Annotated in this window: 7 protein-coding genes; 3 read left to right on the top strand and 4 right to left on the bottom strand. The window is 68.6% G+C overall.

Annotation, left to right across the window (positions count from 1 at the left end; genetic code table 11):
- Positions 1–36 precede the first annotated feature (36 nt).
- Complete coding sequence (locus KV205_RS10815; protein WP_265863928.1) at positions 37–1227, bottom strand: sigma-E factor regulatory protein RseB domain-containing protein; 1191 nt, start codon at positions 1225–1227, stop codon at positions 37–39.
- An 889-nt stretch (positions 1228–2116) separates the two neighbouring features.
- Here KV205_RS10815 and KV205_RS10810 point away from each other — a divergent pair.
- Positions 2117–2347, top strand: coding sequence for a hypothetical protein (locus KV205_RS10810; RefSeq protein WP_265863927.1), 231 nt, complete (start codon positions 2117–2119; stop codon positions 2345–2347).
- Positions 2348–2429: 82 nt separating this feature from the next.
- On the opposite strand, the gene KV205_RS10805 is transcribed toward KV205_RS10810, so the two are convergent.
- On the bottom strand, positions 2430–9452 hold the full coding sequence (locus tag KV205_RS10805; RefSeq protein ID WP_265863926.1) for a polymorphic toxin-type HINT domain-containing protein: 7023 nt from the start codon (positions 9450–9452) through the stop codon (positions 2430–2432).
- A 533-nt stretch (positions 9453–9985) separates the two neighbouring features.
- Here KV205_RS10805 and KV205_RS36290 point away from each other — a divergent pair.
- Positions 9986–14752 (top strand): FG-GAP-like repeat-containing protein, encoded by a 4767-nt coding sequence (locus tag KV205_RS36290; RefSeq protein ID WP_265863925.1) that lies wholly within the window; start codon positions 9986–9988, stop codon positions 14750–14752.
- Between the two features lie 104 nt (positions 14753–14856).
- On the opposite strand, the gene KV205_RS10795 is transcribed toward KV205_RS36290, so the two are convergent.
- Entirely contained in the window at positions 14857–15867 is a 1011-nt protein-coding gene (locus tag KV205_RS10795) for a polyprenyl synthetase family protein (RefSeq protein WP_265863924.1), read from the bottom strand.
- 196 nt (positions 15868–16063) lie between these two features.
- Here KV205_RS10795 and KV205_RS10790 point away from each other — a divergent pair, with 196 nt between their 5' ends.
- Positions 16064–18127 (top strand): CocE/NonD family hydrolase, encoded by a 2064-nt coding sequence (locus tag KV205_RS10790; RefSeq protein ID WP_265863923.1) that lies wholly within the window; start codon positions 16064–16066, stop codon positions 18125–18127.
- Positions 18128–18171: 44 nt separating this feature from the next.
- Here KV205_RS10790 and KV205_RS10785 read toward each other — a convergent pair whose 3' ends face one another.
- Positions 18172–19482 (bottom strand): LPXTG cell wall anchor domain-containing protein, encoded by a 1311-nt coding sequence (locus KV205_RS10785; protein ID WP_265863922.1) that lies wholly within the window; start codon positions 19480–19482, stop codon positions 18172–18174.
- Between the last annotated feature and the right edge of the window lie 95 nt (positions 19483–19577).

Raw genomic sequence — 19577 nt, 5'->3', positions numbered from 1 at the left:
GACCCACCCGGGGTCCCAATCAGTGCTGCTCCAGGCCTACTTCGCCGAGTCGGCCGTGGCGACGAGCTTGTCGGGCGTGACCGCGCCGACGTAGACCGTGCCGTCGTCCGTCATCAGAACGTTGACGATCTTCGTCTTGAAGACGGTGCCGGAGCCGAACTTCCCGCTCACCTTGTCGCCGAGGGCGTCCAGGAAGCCCTGGACCTCCTTCGGCGCGTCGTCCGTCTTGGGCGCCGGGGCGCCGGTGTTCAGCTTGGCGACGGTGGTCCACCCCTCGCCGATGATCTGCGGCTCGCCGGCACCGCCCTTGCCCAGGCCGGGGAGGAGCCCGCCGAAGCCCTTGCCGAACTCGTCCTCGGCGTCCTTGCCGGCGTCCTTGCCGGCCTTGTCCGCCGCGCCCTCCGTCACCTTGGCGCCCTTCGGCGCCTTGAAGTCGAAGGTGTCGGCGGCCGGCTTGGCGAAGTCCACCTTGGTGAAGCCCGCGTCGACGACCGGCTTGCCGCCGCTGACGGAGTCGAGGGTGAACTTCAGCGGCGTACCGGTGGACGCGTCCACCGCGATCTTGACCGACTCGACCGTCGAGCCGGACTGCTTGGGCTTGATCACCAGCTGGTACGCGTCCCGGCCGGCCACCTTCGCCGTACCGCCGACGGTGATCGAGGTCGTGTCCCCGGCCGCCTTCAGGACCTCGTCGGCGAGCTGCTTGGGCGTGCCCGGCAGCTCCTTCTCCGGGGCCTTGCCGTGCGGGCCCTTGGGGGACTCGCCCTTCTGCGCCTTCTCGTGGAAGACCTCGTCCGACTTGCTGTCGTACGCCCAGACGTCGTCCCCGTTGTGGATCAGGCTGTACTCGTCCGAGCCGTCGAGCACCGTGAGCTTCTGCCGCTCCGGACCGTCGGCCGCGACCCGCAGCGTGTGCGAGCCCGACACCAGCTCGGCGAGCTTCGCCGACGGGTCGGCGGTCGAGGACCCGCCGGGCCCGGACGGCACGGCGGACGGGAGCAGACCGGCGACGGACGGCAGCCCCAGGTCGGTGCTGATCTTGAACGTGCCGGACAGCGTCTGCGTGTCCGAGGCGGCGATCTTCTCGATGAGCTGCTGCGCCGTGATCTCCGGCAGATCCGGGTCGCCTGACGCGGCGAGCGCCGGCACCAGGCCGATGGTCGCAGCGGCCACTCCGGCCACCGCGACCGGGACGATGTAACGACTCGCCTTGCGCTCTGCTGCCATGGTCTGCGTTCCCTCCGTGCCCTGATGGACCCTGTTTCGATGGATCCATCACACCAGGACGGCGGCCCGGAATCGTCAGCCCCCGGGATCAACCTTCCGTACCCCTCCAGGATGACCCGCCCCTAGGGCAGCCCCCCGTACGGCTGGGTATGGCAACCAGGCCAGCCCCCCTGCTCGTCGGCTGTCGCCGTAACTGCGGAGGGGGCCGCGGCCAGACAGAGGCATGACCTCGGAAGGCACGGGTTTCCACTACGTACGGCGTGAGCCCCGTCGACTCAGAGGGTGAAGGAGTCGGTGATCCGGCGGTATGGCCGCTCACCTGCCTCCGCCTGCTCACCGAGTGCTGCCACACCTCCCGTTCGCACGCAGCGGAGCGACGCCTCCTGGAAGCATGGCTGCCGTTCGAACCGCCCTGGCTGCGCTCGGGCCCCGGGCTTGCCCTCGGGCTTCCTGACGCGACCGGCGCCACGGGGGCTGGCGTGGGCGGGGGGACTTGGGTGCGGCCTTGGCCTGAGCCGCCCTGTGGGCCGGGTTACCGGACTTCTCGGGCCGTTCGGTGGCGCGTCGGCCGCTGTCTTAGCCGCCTCGGGCCTGGGCGGCAGCCTCGGCCCAGCCAGCGGTGGCCGTGGCCGAGGTGGTGGAGAACGCGGAGGCGAACCGCACGGACATCAGAGGGGGCGGGAGCGCGGCGCCGACTGGCGAGGGCGGCGATGGAGGAGGGGCTTCGACTGGAGACGGAGGGGGCGGTGAGGTACGGGCCCGCCATCAAAAGCCCAACGGCCCCACCGGAAAACAGATCCGGTGGGGCACTGGGGCTCTATGAAGACCCAGCGACGGGGCCATCTCCGGGGGAGATGCCGATCCCTATGCACCCGACCACTTTGAGCGGGTGCGGATCGAGGTAGAGACGAAAGGAGTATCCCGCTCGTTCGCGATCGTCCACCTCGGCCACAAGAAGGCCGCGTTCGCCCATTTCGTCAAGACGCGCAAGGCTTTCTACGGCCCCGACGACCGGCTTGCCACGCCGTTGCATGGTTCTCACCCTGCTCCGAAGGACACCCCGAATCCTTGGCGCCGGAACGGGGTCGAGCCAGACATTGAAATGCGCTCCAGAAAGTAGCGCATTTTTGGCCAGAATGATGACCTCGGAGTCGGACTCGAATGCGGTTAACAGTTCACTCGCGGATACTTCCTTCATCTCATCACCCCGTCACGCGCAACCAGGTCTCTCCGAAGTCGAAGCTGATCTCGTGGGCCTGGATTTCACCAACAATGAGATGCTCATCTTCGAAGAATACTTCCCACTGAGAGCCGTGGACTTGGATATTCCTCGACGGCCCGATGGCGGGATCGATGTCTGACACCCTGATGCGCATCACCACACCTTTATTAACCCAGCGTTCCCCCAGGTTCCGGGCACGGTCTACAGCAACATCGAGGTCATCCGACCACGACGTGAAGTTGCTATCTGTTTGGTCTCCACCCGAATGGTCGCGGATGCTCCGGGTACCTCCACGGGGCACCGCACGGCCTTCGGCAGCCGCGGCATAGCCAGTATGCCCCTCGGCGACACCGCGATACAGATACCCGTCGCTGTTCGATCCACAGTTGTGGACAAGGACCGGGGCGCTGTCAGCCACCACATAGTACGTGTGGAAGTCCGCCACCGTCAGGTTACGCACGCTCGCCGGCTGCGTCCACGCGCGGACCGCGGTGATCTGGACATGGGTGCCCGCGCTGGTGCGGAGCCACTGGCCGGACTTCAGGTCCTTGGCGTCGACCCACTTGCGGAGGGCCGGGACCCAGAAGGGGTGGCCGTCGGTGGCCGTGATGGGGGCCGTGCGGTCGCCCTTGGTGCCGTCCGTGTCGACGGTGATCTTGACGAGGTGCTTCTCGCCCTCGCCGATGATCGTCGCGGCGACGCCCTTCGGGGCGGTCTCGCCGGTCTTCTCGTCCGTCGAGAGGACCTGGTCCCCGGGCTTCAGGTCCTTGATCGCCTTGGTGGTGCCGTCGGCGAGGAGCACCTTCGTCTCAGGGGTGAAGCTGTTTCTGACGGGACAGCTCGGGGCGTCTCCGCCGCTGCCGTCGGCCTTCTTCGCCGCATCGGCCGCCGCGTCGTCCGCCTTCTTGGCGGCCGCCTTGGCCGCATCGGCCTCCTTCTTCCAAGCGGCCATGTCCTCGGCGTATTTCGCCATGGCCACCGCGTCGTCGTCCGCGCGGCGCAGCGTGCTCGTGGCCCAGCGGACCTCGTCTTCCCAGCGGTGGTACATCTTCCAGGCGGTCTTCAGCGCCTTGAACGCCTTCTTCGCCTTGCCGGCGAACGGCATGGCCGCGTCCAGGGCGATCGAACCGCACGCCCAGAGGTCTCCGCCGATGCAGTCCTTGATGTCGTTGAAGCCGCTCATGTCCTTGGCGACCTCGATGGCGATCTCAAGGATGATGTCCGCTTTGGACTTCTGCTTGATCACAGAGGCCCTCTTGACGTCGTCCTCGCTGACACTCGTGGTCGGCGGAGGCGGCGGGGGCGGGGTGACTCCGGGACCACGGTTGGTCTTGCCGCCGACCTCGTCGTGCGACTTCCCTTCCGTCTGGATGCGCACATTGCACGCCTCATCGGCGCAGAACGCCCGTCCCGACGGGTCCGCGAACGTGATCGGGCTGTTGTTGCCGTACGCGTACGGGTTCATCGTCTGGGACTCGGCTATGTCCATCTGCGGGTCCACCGAGATGAAGCGCCCCAGCGCCGGGTCGTACTCGCGTGCTCCGAGATGGGTCAGGCCGGTCGACTCGTCCTTGGTCCCGCCGACGTAGCCCTTCTCGGAAGGCCACATGGAAGGCGCCTGGCCACGTTCCTCACCGAACGGGGTGAACTTGCGACGCGTGACCGCCTTGGTCACCGCGTCGACGGACGTCGTGGCCGTGCCGTTTCGGTCGGACACCATGTACGAGGCCGTGATCGTGCCGCCTTGGGCGACCTTCACCATGGCGGGGCCGGCCGGGTGACCGTAGAAGCGGGTCGTCTTGAGGAGCTTGCCGTCCTTGTCGACCTTCAGCTCGGAGCCCGGCAGGTACAGGGTGGACCCGCTCGGCTCGTGCTTGATCAGGCGATTGCCGCCCGCGTCGTACACGAAGGCGGTCTCGTTCTGACCCGCGGTCACCTTCCGCAGGTGGCCCTCGATGTCCCACTCCAGGCTCTGGGTGTCACCCTGGATCGTTCGCGAGGTGGTGCTGCCTACCTCGTCGTAGCCGTAGAGCTCCTCACGGGTGCCCTGCGGGCCGGCGGTGGTGACCTTGGAGAGGCGGCTCTTCGTGGGCAGGCCCGTGGCGTAGGCGTACGACCGGGTGATGTCCTTGGCCGGGTCGCCCCCGGTGTCGTGCTTGACCTCGGTCTGACGGTTGCCGGCGGCGTCGAAGGTGTACGAGCTCCAGTACGGGTCGGGGCCACCGACCTGAGGCGCCGAGCCGGGGCCGCCCGAGCCGGGCCGACTCGCGCAGTCGTCCGTCGACGTCCACGCGTCCGACATCCGGCGCAGGTAGTCGTAGGCGAAGCACTGCACGTCGGTGGTGGTGGGAGTCGGGTTGTCGCCCGTCTTCTCGGTGATCCGGGTGACGTTGCCGACCGCGTCGTACGCGGTCGTGGTGTCGCTGATCTGCGTCGTGTCGACGGTGCCGGTCTCCTGGTGGTGCGTGGCCCGCGTGACCCGCCTGGTCTGCTCGTCGAACAGGTAGCTGGAGATCAGCTGCTTGCCCGCCGAGTCGACCCTGGTACGCACCACGTCACCGAGGGACGTGTACTCGGTCGCCGCGACGAAGGTCTTGCCCGCCACGGACATGGTGCTGACGGCATCGAGCGCGTTGTACCCGACGGAGACCCGCTCCGAGGGCAGGCCGCCGACCGTAGGGTGCGTCGTCGTGTAGGGCAGGCCGGTCCGCGCGGTGTACGTGTTGGAGTACGTGTAGGTGCCGGCGAGCCCCGTCTCGGACGCGGGGATCGTGATCGAGGTCCCCTTGGGGCGGTACTCGGCGTCGTACGCCGTGACGGCCTGGGTGTAGGCGTTGCCGTCGACGTACCGGGTGGACGCGACCGGCAGGCCGAGGGCGCCAGGCAGCGTGTCGTAGGTCTGGGACGTGAGCTTGGGACCGGTGACCGATTCCGCGTGGGTCTCGGTGAGGCGCCCCAGGTCGTCGTAGACCATGGCGACGGTCCGGGCGGGCGTGCTGCCGTCCGTCATGGACACCACTCGGTCGCCCTTGTCGTACCCGAGGGTGCTCGTGCCCTTGTCCGGGTCGGTGCTGGACTTGATCCGTCCGCGGATGTCGTACGTCCGCGTCCACTCGTTCCCGACCTGGTCGACGACCTTCTCCAGCTGCCCCTTCCGGTTGTAGTGGTACGCGATGTGGTCGTAGTCGCCGCTCGGAACGTCACCCTTGTACTGGCGCAGTTCGGTCTTGCGGCCGAGGGCGTCCACAAGGGCCATCGTCGGAGTCTCGCCCGCGGGCGGATCCACGGCCGTCCAGTCCCCGCCGTACGTGGTCGTGGTGCGCCACGTCTCGATCCCGAACTTGCGGGCGATGGTGGCGGTCGGGCGGCTCATGCCGTCGTACGCGGTCACGGTCGACGACGGAACCCCGTTGTCGACGGCCTGGAACATCACCGGCGAAGGATCACTGGCGCTGTTGAAGTAGCCGGCGTTCTCCTTCCACACCCGGCCGAGGCTGTCGTAGAACGTGTCCGTGATCGCCCGGCCGCCGCCCGCTGCCGGGTTCTGGGTCTGCCTCAGTCGGAGCGCGCCGTCGTAGAAGTCATAGCTGATCCGGTAGGTGCCGTTCTCCAGCAGGCGTTTGTTGGTGATGACGACGGGGGCTTTCTGCCCGACGGTGTACGAGAACTCGGCGTCCGGGGTCGTGGTGAGCGAGTCGCGATCGGGCGACCACACCTTCGTCATCCGCCCCAGAGGGTCGTACTGCATGACGCTCTTGCGCCCGTTGGCGTCGATCTGTGCGACGGGCAGGCCGCGCCCCGGGTCGACCTCGGTCGTCGCCGTGTGGCCGAGGGCGTTGGTGGTCACGGTCTTGGTGACGACCGAGCCCGACGCCGGCGTGTAAGCCATGTTCGTGGTCTTGCCGTACACGTCGGTCATGGACGTGGGCCGACCATATTCGTCGAAGGTCGACGAGCCGGCGGGATCGTACAGCGGCGTGGAGCCCGAGTACCCCTTCAGCGACTCCGTCCCCACGACATTGCCGACCGCGTCGTAGATGACCTTGGCATCGGAGATCACGTCGCCCGGGCGGGTGAGGGTGGTGTCGGTGCACGCCTTCGCCAGCGTCTCGGTCCGGGTCCGCTGAGATCTGAACCACTTCGTCAGGTTGTCGAGGTACTCGTATCTGACGCATGTGTCGTCGTTCGGGTCGTCGACATCACCACGGCTGGTGGTCTGGGTGACTCGGCCGGCGTTGTCGTATGTGTGCTCCACCGCGGTGCGCCGCTGGCCGCGGTTGCCCGACAGTACGGAGCGCGACGCCGTCGAGCCCAGCCCCTGGACCCAGGCTTCGAGCGGAACGGCGCCGGTCGCATCCCGGTTGCGTGAGGCTGTGGGCCCTCGGAGCCACGGTGTGTTGAGGGTGGCGGAGTGCAGGGCGCCGCCCTCTCCCTCGTAGTACACGGTCTCCCGGACCTGACCGGCGAGCAGCCGGTGGTCCGCCATCTGCCCGCCCTCGGAGTCCGTCACCTTGACGGACCGCCGTGTCCCGTCAGCCTTCCGGTCGCCGTCGAGACCGCGGAAGAAGAGCGTGTCGGTCTGCGAGCGCTCGTCCGGGGCGACGCCGACCAGGGTGCGCACCTTGGCGTACCCCCGGTAGACCGACCACGTGCGGGCCGGCTCGTTGGTCAGTTCGCTGGTGTCGTCGTACGCCCAAGCGGGCGCCCCGATGTACTGGTAGTTGGTCTCACGGGTGGGCGAGGTGCCGTTGATGTCCTCGTCACGGACCTGGTCGACCCGGTGCTTGTGGAACCAGTCGGTCGAGTAGAGCTTTTTCGTCCCCGTAGGGTCCTGCGGGTCGTTGGTCTCGTTCACCACGGGGTAGCAGCGCAGTGTGTTGTCCGCGGCCGAAGCGGGCAACTTGACGCTGCCCGGAATGCTGGAGCACTCGGTGGGCGCGTACTTGACGACGGTTCGCGCACCCGTCTCCGTCTGGATCGTCTCGATGCGCCAGCGCTTGTACGGCGGGTTGCCGTCGTCGTCGTTGTCGACACGATTGTCGAGCTGGACACCTCCGAATGTCACAGGCGGCAGCGGAAGTTCGCCACCGTTGCGGCCAGTGTGCGTGATGCTCTTCAGCCAGAGCGGGTACTCGCCGGCGATGGCTCCGTCGCCGGTGGGAAGGAAGTCCTGCTCAAGTGTCCATGTGTCGACGGGGGTCGGGACCCCGTTCTTCAGGACCCGGGTCGTGACGGTTTCCAGCCGCTTGCGGGTGAAGAAGGTGGGCGAGGTGCGGTTGGTGCACGTCTCGCCTGCCGCACAGAGCTGGTCCGCGGGCACGTCGGGCCACCGCTTGGTGACGTCGTAGGGGGCGGTCGAGGTCAACTTGGACTCGGCGCAGTCGAAGACGTTCGGCACGACGATGCAGCGTTCGGTGACCCCGAAGACGACCTCGGCCGGTGCCGGTGCGAAGAGGCTCTCGGAGCGCAGCCCGTAGGCGGCCCGGGTGAGCCAGCCGCCGCGGTCGTACCCGCGAGCCGTCGAGGTGCCCGTCGCCGTGATGTTGGAGCCGTAGTAGTTGCGTTCCTTGGTGTACCAGTAGGTCAGGGCGTTGCCACGGGGGTCGACGACATAGTCGAGATTCCAGCGGTAGGCCTGGTCGCAGACCGAGGCCGCGAAGGTGGCGGCGTGGCAGTTCTCGCCCGGGTGGTTGCCGAAGACAGGCACGGTGAAGGCCGAATTGGTCGCGGGCATTCCGCTTTTCCAGCCGGGCAGGTGATTACGGCCGAAATGGAACTCGACACCTTCGGTGTTGGTGACGACCCAGTACTCATTCTCGTTGTCCCCGTTGTCGGTGTCGGTCCGGATCTCGACCTTGGAACCGTCTTCGTTGGCCGGAATCCACTTCTTGCTGTCGTCGTCCAGGACAAGGGAGGTGGACGAGCCGTTGAGCGACAGTGTCACCATCGGCGGCCCTTGACAGAGGTCGCCGGTGGGGTGCGTGGTCGGATTGTTGAATCCGCTCTCCGGCTTACGGTCCTCTGCGCACGGCACGTAGCTGCGCTCGATGAAGTTGTCGCCCATGTCCCAGCCGTCGCCGACCCAGGAAGGCTGCTGTGAGGTTGCGAGCGTCCTGCCGTCCACCGACCCGGAGGAATAGGAGAGTCCCACCGAGGGGCCGGGGCCGCCGAGCGAAGCGGGGATCTCCATGGGGTAGGACCAGGAGAAGTCACCGGCGGAGCCACCGCCCGACCACGAGCCTGTGGGGCTGAGGGACGTCGCCTTGTACGTGCCGGTGGGACCCGAGGGTCCGGCGGTCGCGGCGAGCAGGACGCTTCCCGTCGCCTGGTCGGCGGAAGGGGCAGCGACCGTGCCCGTGAGGGTTCCGGTCGCGGCCTTGTTGACACTGGGCACGGCGACGCCGGCGCGGCATTCCGGCCTGGCCGGTGTTGTCAGCGCGCATGCCGGCAGCGCGGTGAACTGGAGGCGGGATCCCCAGGCTCCGCCGTAGGCCTGGGCGAAGGACCGGTAGTCGAGCTCCACCGACAGGGGGGTGGTCCCGCTGCCACGGTCCGTGCGCTTGACCGACAACAGGAGTCCACGCACGCCCGCCTTGCGCGCGGCGGCCTGATCATGGACGGAGACCTTGGCCGTGAGCTCCGGCGCGTCGACACCCGGCGTTCTGCTCCCCTTGGCCACCGCGGGATCGCCCACGGCAAGGCGGAGCGGAAGGGTGCCCGCCCTGACTGCAGGTCCGGCCGGAGCGGCCTTGTCCCGCTGGGCGATGGCGTCCTGCCCCCGCGTCCGTGCAGCCAGTCCTGACGTCGGCCTGGGCACGGTGACCTGCGCTGTCGCAGACTCCGGCCAGGTCACCTCAGGAGCCGTCCTGAGAGCGGCTTTCGCGCTCTTCGACACCGGAGGCGATGACCGGCGGAACGCGTTGGTGGCGGCCGGAACGTCGGTGACCTTCTGGACCTCGGGAAGGCCGCCTTGCCCCTCGGCCGCCTGAGCGACCGGGGACAAAGAGGCCCCCGAAACCAGCATTGCCAGCCCAAGTGCGAAAAGTCCCGAACGCCGAGCCGGTGAATTATGTCTTGACAGCTTTTGCGCACGCCAAAACGGCACGTTGATCCCCACCCCTGGATTAATGATCACGCGATGGGGCGCACGCTACGCACACTCGGCGGGCGCGGCAAGCGCTTCGAAAAAGGTCGACCGGACTACGTCAAGTCGTCCTGAAACCCATCGCGCTGTGTCAGAGGCTCCTGCTACAAAGCAGCCTGGACACCCAGATCGAATCCCGGTGAATGATGTCCGAGGGGGCTCCGGGATCACGGTTTCGACATCATGAATGGGGAGAGAAACCCACTGCCATGACACGTTTCAGGTCAAGAATGTCCGACCCCGGGGGGGTCATACGAAGAGGGCTCTCGGCATTCGTCGTCGTGACGATGTCCGCGGGACTTCTCTCCCTTGCACCGCCTGGGTACGCCTACGCGAGGGCGGCACCGAACAGCACACAGGGTCTCCCCGGCTCGGAGAGCGAAGCTCAGGATGTGGCGCAGGCGCACAAGACCGCCGCGCGAACCGGCAAGCCCGTGGAGATCGTCTCCCGGCGAACCGAGACCGACGAGGTCTACGCGAACCCTGACGGCACCTACCGTGTGGACCGCTCGATCGTTCCGGTCCGGGTCCGCCACGGCGGGGACCTGGTGAAGATCGACCCGGCGCTCGTCGGGCGCTCCGACGGACGGATCGCTCCCAAGGCGTCGGCCATGGACGTGTCCTTCTCGGCCGGCGGCAACGATGCCTTCGCCACGATGGTCCGTGACGGGCGCACCGTCTCCCTCACCTGGCCTCACGGCAAGCTGCCCAAACCCACGGTGAGCGGGCGGACGGCCACGTACGCCAACGTGCTGCCCGGTGTCGACCTCACGGCCACCGCGGGCAACACCGACTTCTCCCATGCCCTGGTCGTGAAGACACCCGCAGCAGCCAAGAACCCGAAGCTGCGGAGCGTCGACTTCGGGTTGCGTACGAAGGGCGCGGACGTCACGAAGGGCGCGGCGGGCGAGCTCCGCGTCAAGACCCCATCCCGCAATACCCTCTTCGTCGCTCCGCAACCCCACATGTGGGACTCCGGTGGGTCCGAGTCGGCGACACCTGTCGACCCCAAGACCCCGAAGACCGCGTTGCCCGCGAAGCGCTCGCTTCAGGACGCACTGGACGGGGCCGCGGAGGGGGCACGGCAGGCGCCTCTGGGGATGAAGATCGAGCCGGGCAAGCTCATCCTCACTCCGGACGCCGCACTGCTGAACGATCCCAAGACCGTCTACCCGGTCGTGATCGACCCGGTCTGGGCACCCGACGCATGGAAGAACGCCTGGTCGATCGCGTACCAGCACAGCGCGTACCCGAACAGCGGCGACACGGTGTACTGGAACGGCGGCACGATCTCCGACTTCGCCCGTGTCGGCTACGCCAACGACACGCAGATCGGCGGGACGGTCCGCGCCAACACCTACTTCCGCATCTCGACGGCGAACACGTGGGGCAAGCAGATCATCAAGTCGACGCTGCGCATCAAGCAGACGCACGCCGGCTCATGGTCCTGCAACTCCGGTGACATCCTGGTACGAGACATCGGGAGCAAGCTGCCGACGAACATCACCTACAACAACCAGCCGTCCTGGGGCGCTGTCGTGGACTCCTCCGGCGAGTCCTTCGGCGGCAAGAACTGCCCGGCGGACAGCGCCGGCCTCGTGGAGCTGGACGTCACGACCGCGATCACCAAGGCCGCCTCGGCCAAGTGGAGTTACTGGGCGTTCGTCCTCACCTCGCAGTCGAACACCATCGACGTCTCGTGGCGCAAGTTCGACCCCAACTCGGCACGGGTCTCCACCTACCTGAACACCCCGCCGGCCAAGCCGATCCTGAGCATCGATCCTCTGGTCCCGTGCGCTGGAGGCTCCATCGGCACCACGGATCAGATCACGCTGCGCGCGCGGGTGAAGGACGCGGACGACAACGGACTCAAGGCCGAGTTCCGCTTCGGCTCGACCACGACGGCGGGCTACACCTCGAAAATCGTCGACGTGAGCAGCGGCAGTACGGCCATGTGGCGTATCACGGCCGGTACCACTCTCAAGTCGGGCACCTACTGGTACGACGTCATCGTCAGGGACAGTGTCAGCAACAGCCCGTGGGCCGGACGCTGCCAGTTCACGTACGACTGGGAACGTCCCTCCAAGAAGCCCACGGTCTCGTCGGTGCAGTTCCCCGAGGACGAGACCAGGGCCTGCCCCACCTCGGACGGCAGCCTGTGCACGAGCCCCGCAAGGACCGAGGGGACCTTCGCACTCGATGCGAACGGCGTGGCGGACGTCATCAAGTTCGTCTGGTGGACGGATTCCGACACGAAGGAGAGGACGGTGAAAGCCACGACGACCGGCGGGTCGGCCAAGGTGACCTTCACACCTCCCCACGCCGGCCCCCAGAACCTCTACGTCCGCAGTGAGGACGCGGCGAACAACCGCTCGGACACCAAGGTGTACCAGCTCATTCCCACACGGGCCGCGGAGCGTGACCGTCTCGGCGACATGAACGGCGACACCAACGTCGACCTCGTCAACGTCGATCCCGGGACCGGACAGCTCTGGACCTATCCAGGCATTGGCGACGGCAACTTTGGTACCGGGGTCCTCGCCGACGACATCTCGTTCGCCGACGCCACCATCACCAGCGGCAGCAGCTGGGACGACGAGGACTACTACGAAGACCTTATCGCCCTGCGCCCCGCAGCAGACAATCCCGCCGTCTACGAGCTGTGGGCGCATCGCGGCGGCGGCAACAGCACGCTCGACCAGGGCGTGTCCGGTGTGCGCCGGCTGACTACCCTCGACGAGGGAAACACGGGACCCGGCGAGGAGAACTCCGCCCATTGGCGGCACGGGGCCCAGATCGTCTCCGTCTCCAGCTTCAACGACGACAACGCGGATGGAACAGTCACCGACGACGATGACCCCGACCTGCTCGTCAAGGAGGGCGCATCGCTCTGGCTCTACCTGGGCAAGCGTGGAAGCGAGTTCCTCGACGAGGTCTCCGTGAAACCGATCGCCCTTGGCAACGCCGACTGGCAGGACAGGACCGTCATGTCGCCGGGAGACCTCAACAAGGACGGGCTTCCCGAGATCTGGGCCCGCGACATGGCCACGGGCACCGTCTACCAGTACACAAGCCGAAAGGCGACCACCCCCGACCCGAACACCGGAACCCTTGCCGATCTGTCCGTCTACGGCGACCCTGCCCAGCGGCAGACCATCGGCACCGGCTTCACCGGAGCCGCCTACCCGCATCTGACCACCAGCGGCGACTTCGAGGGCGACGGAGCCCCAGACCTCTGGTCGCGCGACGGCACCGGCAAGACGCTCGAGTTCCCGGGCCGTCCGCTCACCGACGACTCAGCCTTTGGTCCGGCACGTCCCCTGTTCACCACCGGCCTGTCGTGGGCAGACTGCGAGGCCGTGCCCGCTGCCTCGGGCGGCACCGCGACGTTCCAGGTCTGTGGGCCGATCCTCGCCAAGTTCAAGGTTCTCGGCGGCACGGCGACGTTCGGAAAGCCGACGTCCGCCGTCATGGCAGTGAACGACGGCGGCCGGTACGTCAACTTCGCCAGGCCTGGCATCACCACAACCGATCGCGCCATCTCCTGGAGCAACACCACAGGCGCCTGGTCCGTCCAGGGTGGCAACTTCGCCAAGTGGGTCAGTCTCGGCCGGGAGTCTGGTCTGCTCGGCTATCCGACTGCCGACGAGCGGCCGACCAACGTCCTGAACGGATACTTCTCAACGTTCAGCAAGGCCGGCAAGGCCGGTGCCCTCTACTGGAGTTCCGGCACCGGGTCCCACGAGATCCACGGTGGCATCTACAGCCGGTACGTCACTCTGGGCGGTGTGGCCGCGTACGGCTACCCCAGCACGGACGAGATGGCCACCGCTTCCAAACCTGGTGCTTACCAGAACTTCCGCAACGGGGTCACCACGGGCGACAACGTCTCGTTCTACTGGAGCAGCACAACAGGTGCCTGGCCGGTGGGAGGGTCGATCCGCAGCCTCTGGCTGAGCTTGGACGGCCACAACGGAACTCTCGGCTTCCCGACCGCGCCTGAGTACACGGTCTTCGGCGGAAGGCGGTCGGACTTCCAGACCGCCTACATCCGCTGGAACCGGGAGAGCGGCCACGTAGCACAGCATGCCTGGGGTGACAGCACGGCAAGTCTGCGCACGGAGCTGTCCGGCGACGTCAACGGCGACGGCAAGATGGACATCATCACGGCCTATGACTATGAGAAGGCCACCACTGGCCTGTACGTGGCCAAGGCCAACGACCTCGGGGGGCACAACGATCCGCAGGAAATCTGGTCTGCTGACGCCGGTGGTTTCGACTACACAAGGGCGCAGTGGGCCGCGGGCGATTTCAACGGTGACGGACTCGATGACGTGGCAGCTTTCTACGGCTATGCGGACGGTGCTGTCGCCGTCTGGTCGTTCCTGTCCAAAGAGGCTGGACCGCCCGAGCCGGTACGCAGTGCCATGCTCCCGGCAGGTGCCTGGAACTGGTCGCTGAGCTCCGTGATGGCGGGCGATCTCAACGGAGACGGCCGTGACGACCTCGCCTTCGTCTACGACTACGGGGGCGGCCTCACGGGCATCTTCAAGGGCCTGGCCCGCACCGACGGCACCTTCGACAATCCGGTACAGGCGTTCAAGTCGAACGCCGGGGACTGGTACTCGGAGAATGCCCGGTACACCGTCGGGGACACCAACGGCGACAAGCGTGACGACGTCGTCGCCTTCTACCGCTACTCGACCGGTGCGGCAGCACTATTCACCTTCACGGCAAAGGCGGACGGCTCGCTCAATCCGGCACTGAAGTCGTGGAACGTCCCGGCGGGGTCATGGGAACGGCTCTGGCTGAAGCTGACCGCTGCCGACTTCAACATGGACGGCCGCGAGGACCTCGGTGTGCTGTACAGCTCCGACTACGAGCAACTCGAGATCCACCTGTTCCACGCCCGATCCGATGGTGGATTCGACGGATTCGTGACGCCCTATGCGAACAGGCTGGGCGCCTGGAGGTCTACGGTGTTCGAGTTGGGCAACCCCATCTCTGGCGACGTGAACGACGACAAGCGCCCCGACATCACGCTCTCACACGACAACTACGCCAATGGAGGGACACGCATTTACACCTTCGCAGGGAACGAGGACGGCACCGTCAACCGGCCGGCTCCTTCCTGGTACGCCCTGTCCGGAACCTGGTGAAACCAAGGAAGATCGCAAGCCACTCCTGGTGACCAATCGTCCTGTGGGCCGCATCCGTCAGGGTGCGGCCCTTCACCTTTACCGCGGCCCCTCGGCCGGAGGGGTCAGCCCGCCCGGTGCACCACCGCGTCGCACATCTCCTGCAGGGCGGCCTTCGCGTAGCCCTCGGGGAGCGGGGTGAGCATGGAGCGGGCCTCCTCCGCGAAGCGGACGGTGTCGCGGCGGGCCTGTTCCAGGGCGGGGTGGACGCGCAGGCGGCGGAGGGCCTCGGCGTGGCGGGCGTCGTCGGTGAGGTCGCTCTCGATCAGGGCGAGCAGCTCCAGGTCCTCCGGCCGGCCGTGGGCGGCCGCGGCGGCGCGCAGGTGGAGGACGGGCAGGGTGGGGACGCCCTCGCGGAGGTCGGTGCCGGGGGTCTTGCCGGACTCGTGGGAGTCGGAGGCGATGTCGAGGACGTCGTCGGCGAGCTGGAACGCGACGCCGAGCCGCTCCCCGTACTGGGTGAGGATGTCGACGACCGACTCGTCGGCGCCGGACATCATCGCGCCGAAGCGGCAGGAGACGGCGACGAGCGAGCCGGTCTTGCCGCCGAGCACGTCGAGGTAGTGGTCGACGTGGTCGCGGCCCTCCTGCGGGCCCGCGGTCTCCAGGATCTGGCCGGTGACGAGCCGCTCGAACGCCTCGGACTGGATGCGGACGGCCTCCGGGCCGAGGTCCGCGAGGGTGTGCGAGGCGCGGGCGAACAGGAAGTCACCCGTGAGGACGGCGAGCGAGTTGCCCCAGCGGCTGTTGGCGCTGGCGACCCCGCGCCGTACGGCCGCCTCGTCCATGACGTCGTCGTGGTAGAGCGTGGCGAGGTGGGTGAGCTCGACGACGACGGCGGAGGGCACGACGCCCGGCGCGTACGGGTCGCCGAACTGCGCGGCGAGCATCACGAGCAGCGGCCGGAACCGCTTGCCGCCGGCGAGCACCAGGTGCTGGGCGGCCTCGGTGATGAACGGCACGTCGCTCTTGGTGGCGTCGAGGAGGCCCGCCTCCACGGCGGCGAGACCGGTCTGGACATCGGCTTCGAGAGCCTGGTCCCGCACGCTGAGGCCGAACGGCCCGACGACGGTCACGAGGGGTTCTCCTGTCTGCTGACGCCTGCTGACGCTTGCCGGACCGCACGCCCGCGACGTCCCGGTGACAGGGATTGTCGATGTGTCGGTCCACTCACTCAAGCCAGCGTATCCGGTCACGTTTCGATCACCGTGGGCGCCTGCCCGTCACCCCCGGTATGTTCGTGATCAGTCGATACGACCAGGAGTAGGCGTTATGTCCCGAACGAAGCCGCGGATCCGTACCGACTTCCCTCACGAGACCCGGCACGAGGACCTCCGCATCCCTCTTCCGGACGGCACCCGGCTGTACGCGCGCGTCTGGCGGCCGGTCACCGACGACCCCGTACCGGCCCTGCTCGAATACCTTCCGGACCACCTCACCGACCGGACCGCGCCGCGCGACTGGCAGCGGCATCCCTGGTACGCGGGCCACGGCTACGCCTCCGTACGGGTGGACGTGCGCGGGCACGGCAACAGCGAGGGCCTGCCCGGCGACGCGTACGACGCGTACGACGCGGTCGAGCTCGCCGACGGCGTGGCCGTGGTGCGGTGGCTGGCCGAACAGCCCTGGTGCACGGGCAAGGTCGGGATGTTCGGGATCTCCCGGGGCGGCGCCGGCTGTCTGCAGGTCGCCGCGCTCGCGCCCGAGCCGCTGAAGGCGATCGTGACCGTCTGCGCGACCGACGACCCCTACGCCGGTGACGTGCACTACCGCGGCGGCTCGGTCCTCGCCGCCGGCCTGCCCGCCCGGGCGGCCGCCCTGCTCGCCGCCGTGTGCCGGCCGCCGGACCCGCGCTACGCCGACGACGCCGACGGCGACGGCGACGGCGACGGCGAGGAATGGCGCGAACTGTGGCTGCGACGCCTGGCGGCCGTGCGCCCGTTCGTGCACACCTGGCTGGCGCACCAGACCCGCGACGCGTACTGGCGGCACGGCAGCGTCCGCGAGAGCGTCCGCGAGGACCAGGGGGCGATCCGCGCCGCCGTGCTCGCCGTCGGCGGCTGGCACGACCCGCGCCGGGACACCGTGCTGCGGCTCGTCGAGCACCTGCCGCAGGACCGGGTGCGCGGCATCATCGGGCCCTGGTCGCACCAGTATCCGGACCGCTGCCTGCCGCCCGGGCCGGCGATCGGCTTCCTGCAGGAGACCCTGCGCTGGTGGGACCACCACCTCAAGGGCGTCGACAACGACGTGATGGCCGAGCCGCTGCTGCGCTCCTGGATCGGCGACTCGCACCCGCCGGCCACGGTGTACGAGGAGCTGCCGGGCCGCTGGGTCGCCGAACCGGCCTGGCCGTCGCCGAACGTCACCCCCGTGACGTACGCCTTCCAGGGCACCCCGGTCGTCGTGGACTCGCCACAGCGGACCGGGCTCGACGCCGGCCGCCTCGTGCCCCGCGGCGACGACGCGGACCTGCCGCCCGACCAGCGGGACGAGGACGCGTGCTCGGCCTGCTTCGACTTCCCGGTGCCGGAGGACGCGGACCCCGTCGAGATCCTGGGCCGGCCGGCGGCGCACCTCCGGCTGATGACGCCCGCGCCCACCGGCCAGGTCGTCGCCCGGCTCTGCGACGTCGCCCCGGACGGCTCCTCCACCCTGGTCACCCGGGGGATGCTGAACCTCTCCGCCCGTTACGGCGCGGACCGCGCGGTGGAGGCGCAGGTCGGCGAGTGGGAGTCGTACGTCGTCGAGCTCGACGGCATCGGCCACGCCTTCGCGCCCGGCCACCGGGTGCGGCTCGCCGTCTCCTCCACGTACTGGCCCTGGATCTGGCCCCAGCCGGACGCGGCGGGCTTCACCCTCGACCCGGCCGGCTCCGCCCTCACCCTCCCGGTCCGCGCCCGCACGGACGACGCGGTGGGCTTCGATGCGCCCGAGCAGTCCGAGCCCCTCGGCGTGAGCTACCCGCGCACGCTTGAGGAGCCGCGGCCGGCGCGGGTGGTGGTGCGGGACGTGGCCAAGGGCGAATGGCGCCTGGAGCTCGACCCGCGCCCCGGCGGCACCCGGGTCCATCCGGACGGCCTGGAGTACACGGAGGAGGCGACCGAGACGTACACGATCGCCGAGTCCGGCCCCCTGACCGCCCGCACCCGCGCCGACCGGACGATCCGGCTGCACCGCCCGGAGCTCGCGTGGGACGTGCGGATCGAGACCCGCTCGGAGGTCGCCTGCGACGCGGACGCCTTCCTCACCTCGGACGAGGTGATCTGCAAGGAGGGCGACGAGGTCGTCTTCCACCGCACCTGGGAGGAACGCATCCCCCGCACGTCCGGCTGACGACGACCCCGCCGCCCTGCCCCCTGCCCCTGACTCTGACGTGGTTACGCGCCGGCGCCGGCCTTCCGGCGCCGCATCACGACCACGGCCCCGGCCCCGAGCACCACGGCCGCGCCGCCCGCGAGGGCGATCGGCATGGTGGCGGAGCCCGCACCGGTGCTGGCGAGGTTCCCACCGGTGGAGCCGGCAGAGCCGGAGGTGCCGGAGGTGCTGCCGCTGCTCACGGCGGTGTCGGACTGGCCGCCCTGCTGGGAGGTGTTCCCGTTGCCACCGGTCGAGCCGCCGGTGGAACCGGAACCGGAGCCGCCGGTGGAGCCGCCGGGCTTGCCGCCCTTGCCCGCGTGGACGACGAAGGCCGCAACGTTCGGCTCGGGGTTGTAGCCGCACGAGCCGTCCGCGTTGTCGTACCCGGCGCCCAGAACGAACGCGCCCTCGCCGTCCGGCACGGTGGAGTCGACCGTCAGCCGCAGCTTGACGTCCTTGTGCGCCTTCGCCGGGATGGATCCGACGTACAGGTATCCGTCGTCGTCCAGGTTCTTCCAGGTGCCGTTCTCCGACCACTGGACCGACAGGTGCCCGCTGATGTCCTCGTGGTCCTTCGTGTCGAAGGCGACCGCATCCGCGAAGGTTCCGGCCTCGTCCACGGCGGTGGCACGGCCGTTGGTGATGCGGAGGGTGTAGACGTACGACTTGCCACCGTAGACGTCACCGGCCCCGGGGAGGACCTGCGAGTCGATCGCCCGGTCTATCTTGCAGGGGCTGCCGGCCTCGGCCGCCTTGAGGGCGTCCTTCGCCTTCTGCAGCTCACGCGCCGCCGCATCCGAGGCCGCGTTCGCCGCGTCGGAGTCCCGCTTGGCGGCGGTGATCGCGTCGGCGAGCTTCTGCTCGGCCTGCTTCTGCGCATCCTCGGCGGTCGTGAGGGCGCCGGCGGCGGTCGCCGCCTTCGTCTTCGCCTCGTCGAGGGCGAGCTGCGCGGCGGCCTTCTCCTCGTCCGTGGTGGCGGCGTCCAGCTTGGCCTGCGCGGCCGTCACGGCGTCGTCGGCCACGCGCTTCTCGGTGCGCGCGAGGTCCGCGGCCTCGGTCTTGGTCTTCACGGCCTCGTTGAGCGGGCCCTTGCCGGCCTCCAGGTCGTCGAGCACGGCCTGGGCCGCACGGGCGGCCTCCTCGGCGGCTTCGACGGCCATCTTGGCCTTGGTGACGGCCTCACGCAGCTTCTGCAGCTCGTCCTGCTGCTCCGCGCGGGCGGCGGGGCCGGACGGCTTGGTGTCGGCGAACGCGGGCGCGGCCGAGAGGAGCACGACCGGCGTGGTCACGGCGGCGGCCACGGCGGTCGCGAGGATGCGACGAATCTTCACAGTGGACCTTTTCTGGTCGAACGAGAAAAGCGAATGAAGTGTGTGTGGGGGTCGCGCGCCTGCGGCTACTTCACGCGGGCGCGACGCTGTTCCCG

This window comes from Streptomyces sp. SKN60, assembly GCF_026236535.1.
Classification (GTDB): Bacteria; Actinomycetota; Actinomycetes; order Streptomycetales; family Streptomycetaceae; genus Streptomyces.
Note: the sequence above shows the minus strand (reverse complement) of the source record. Positions and strands in the feature narration are given on the sequence as shown.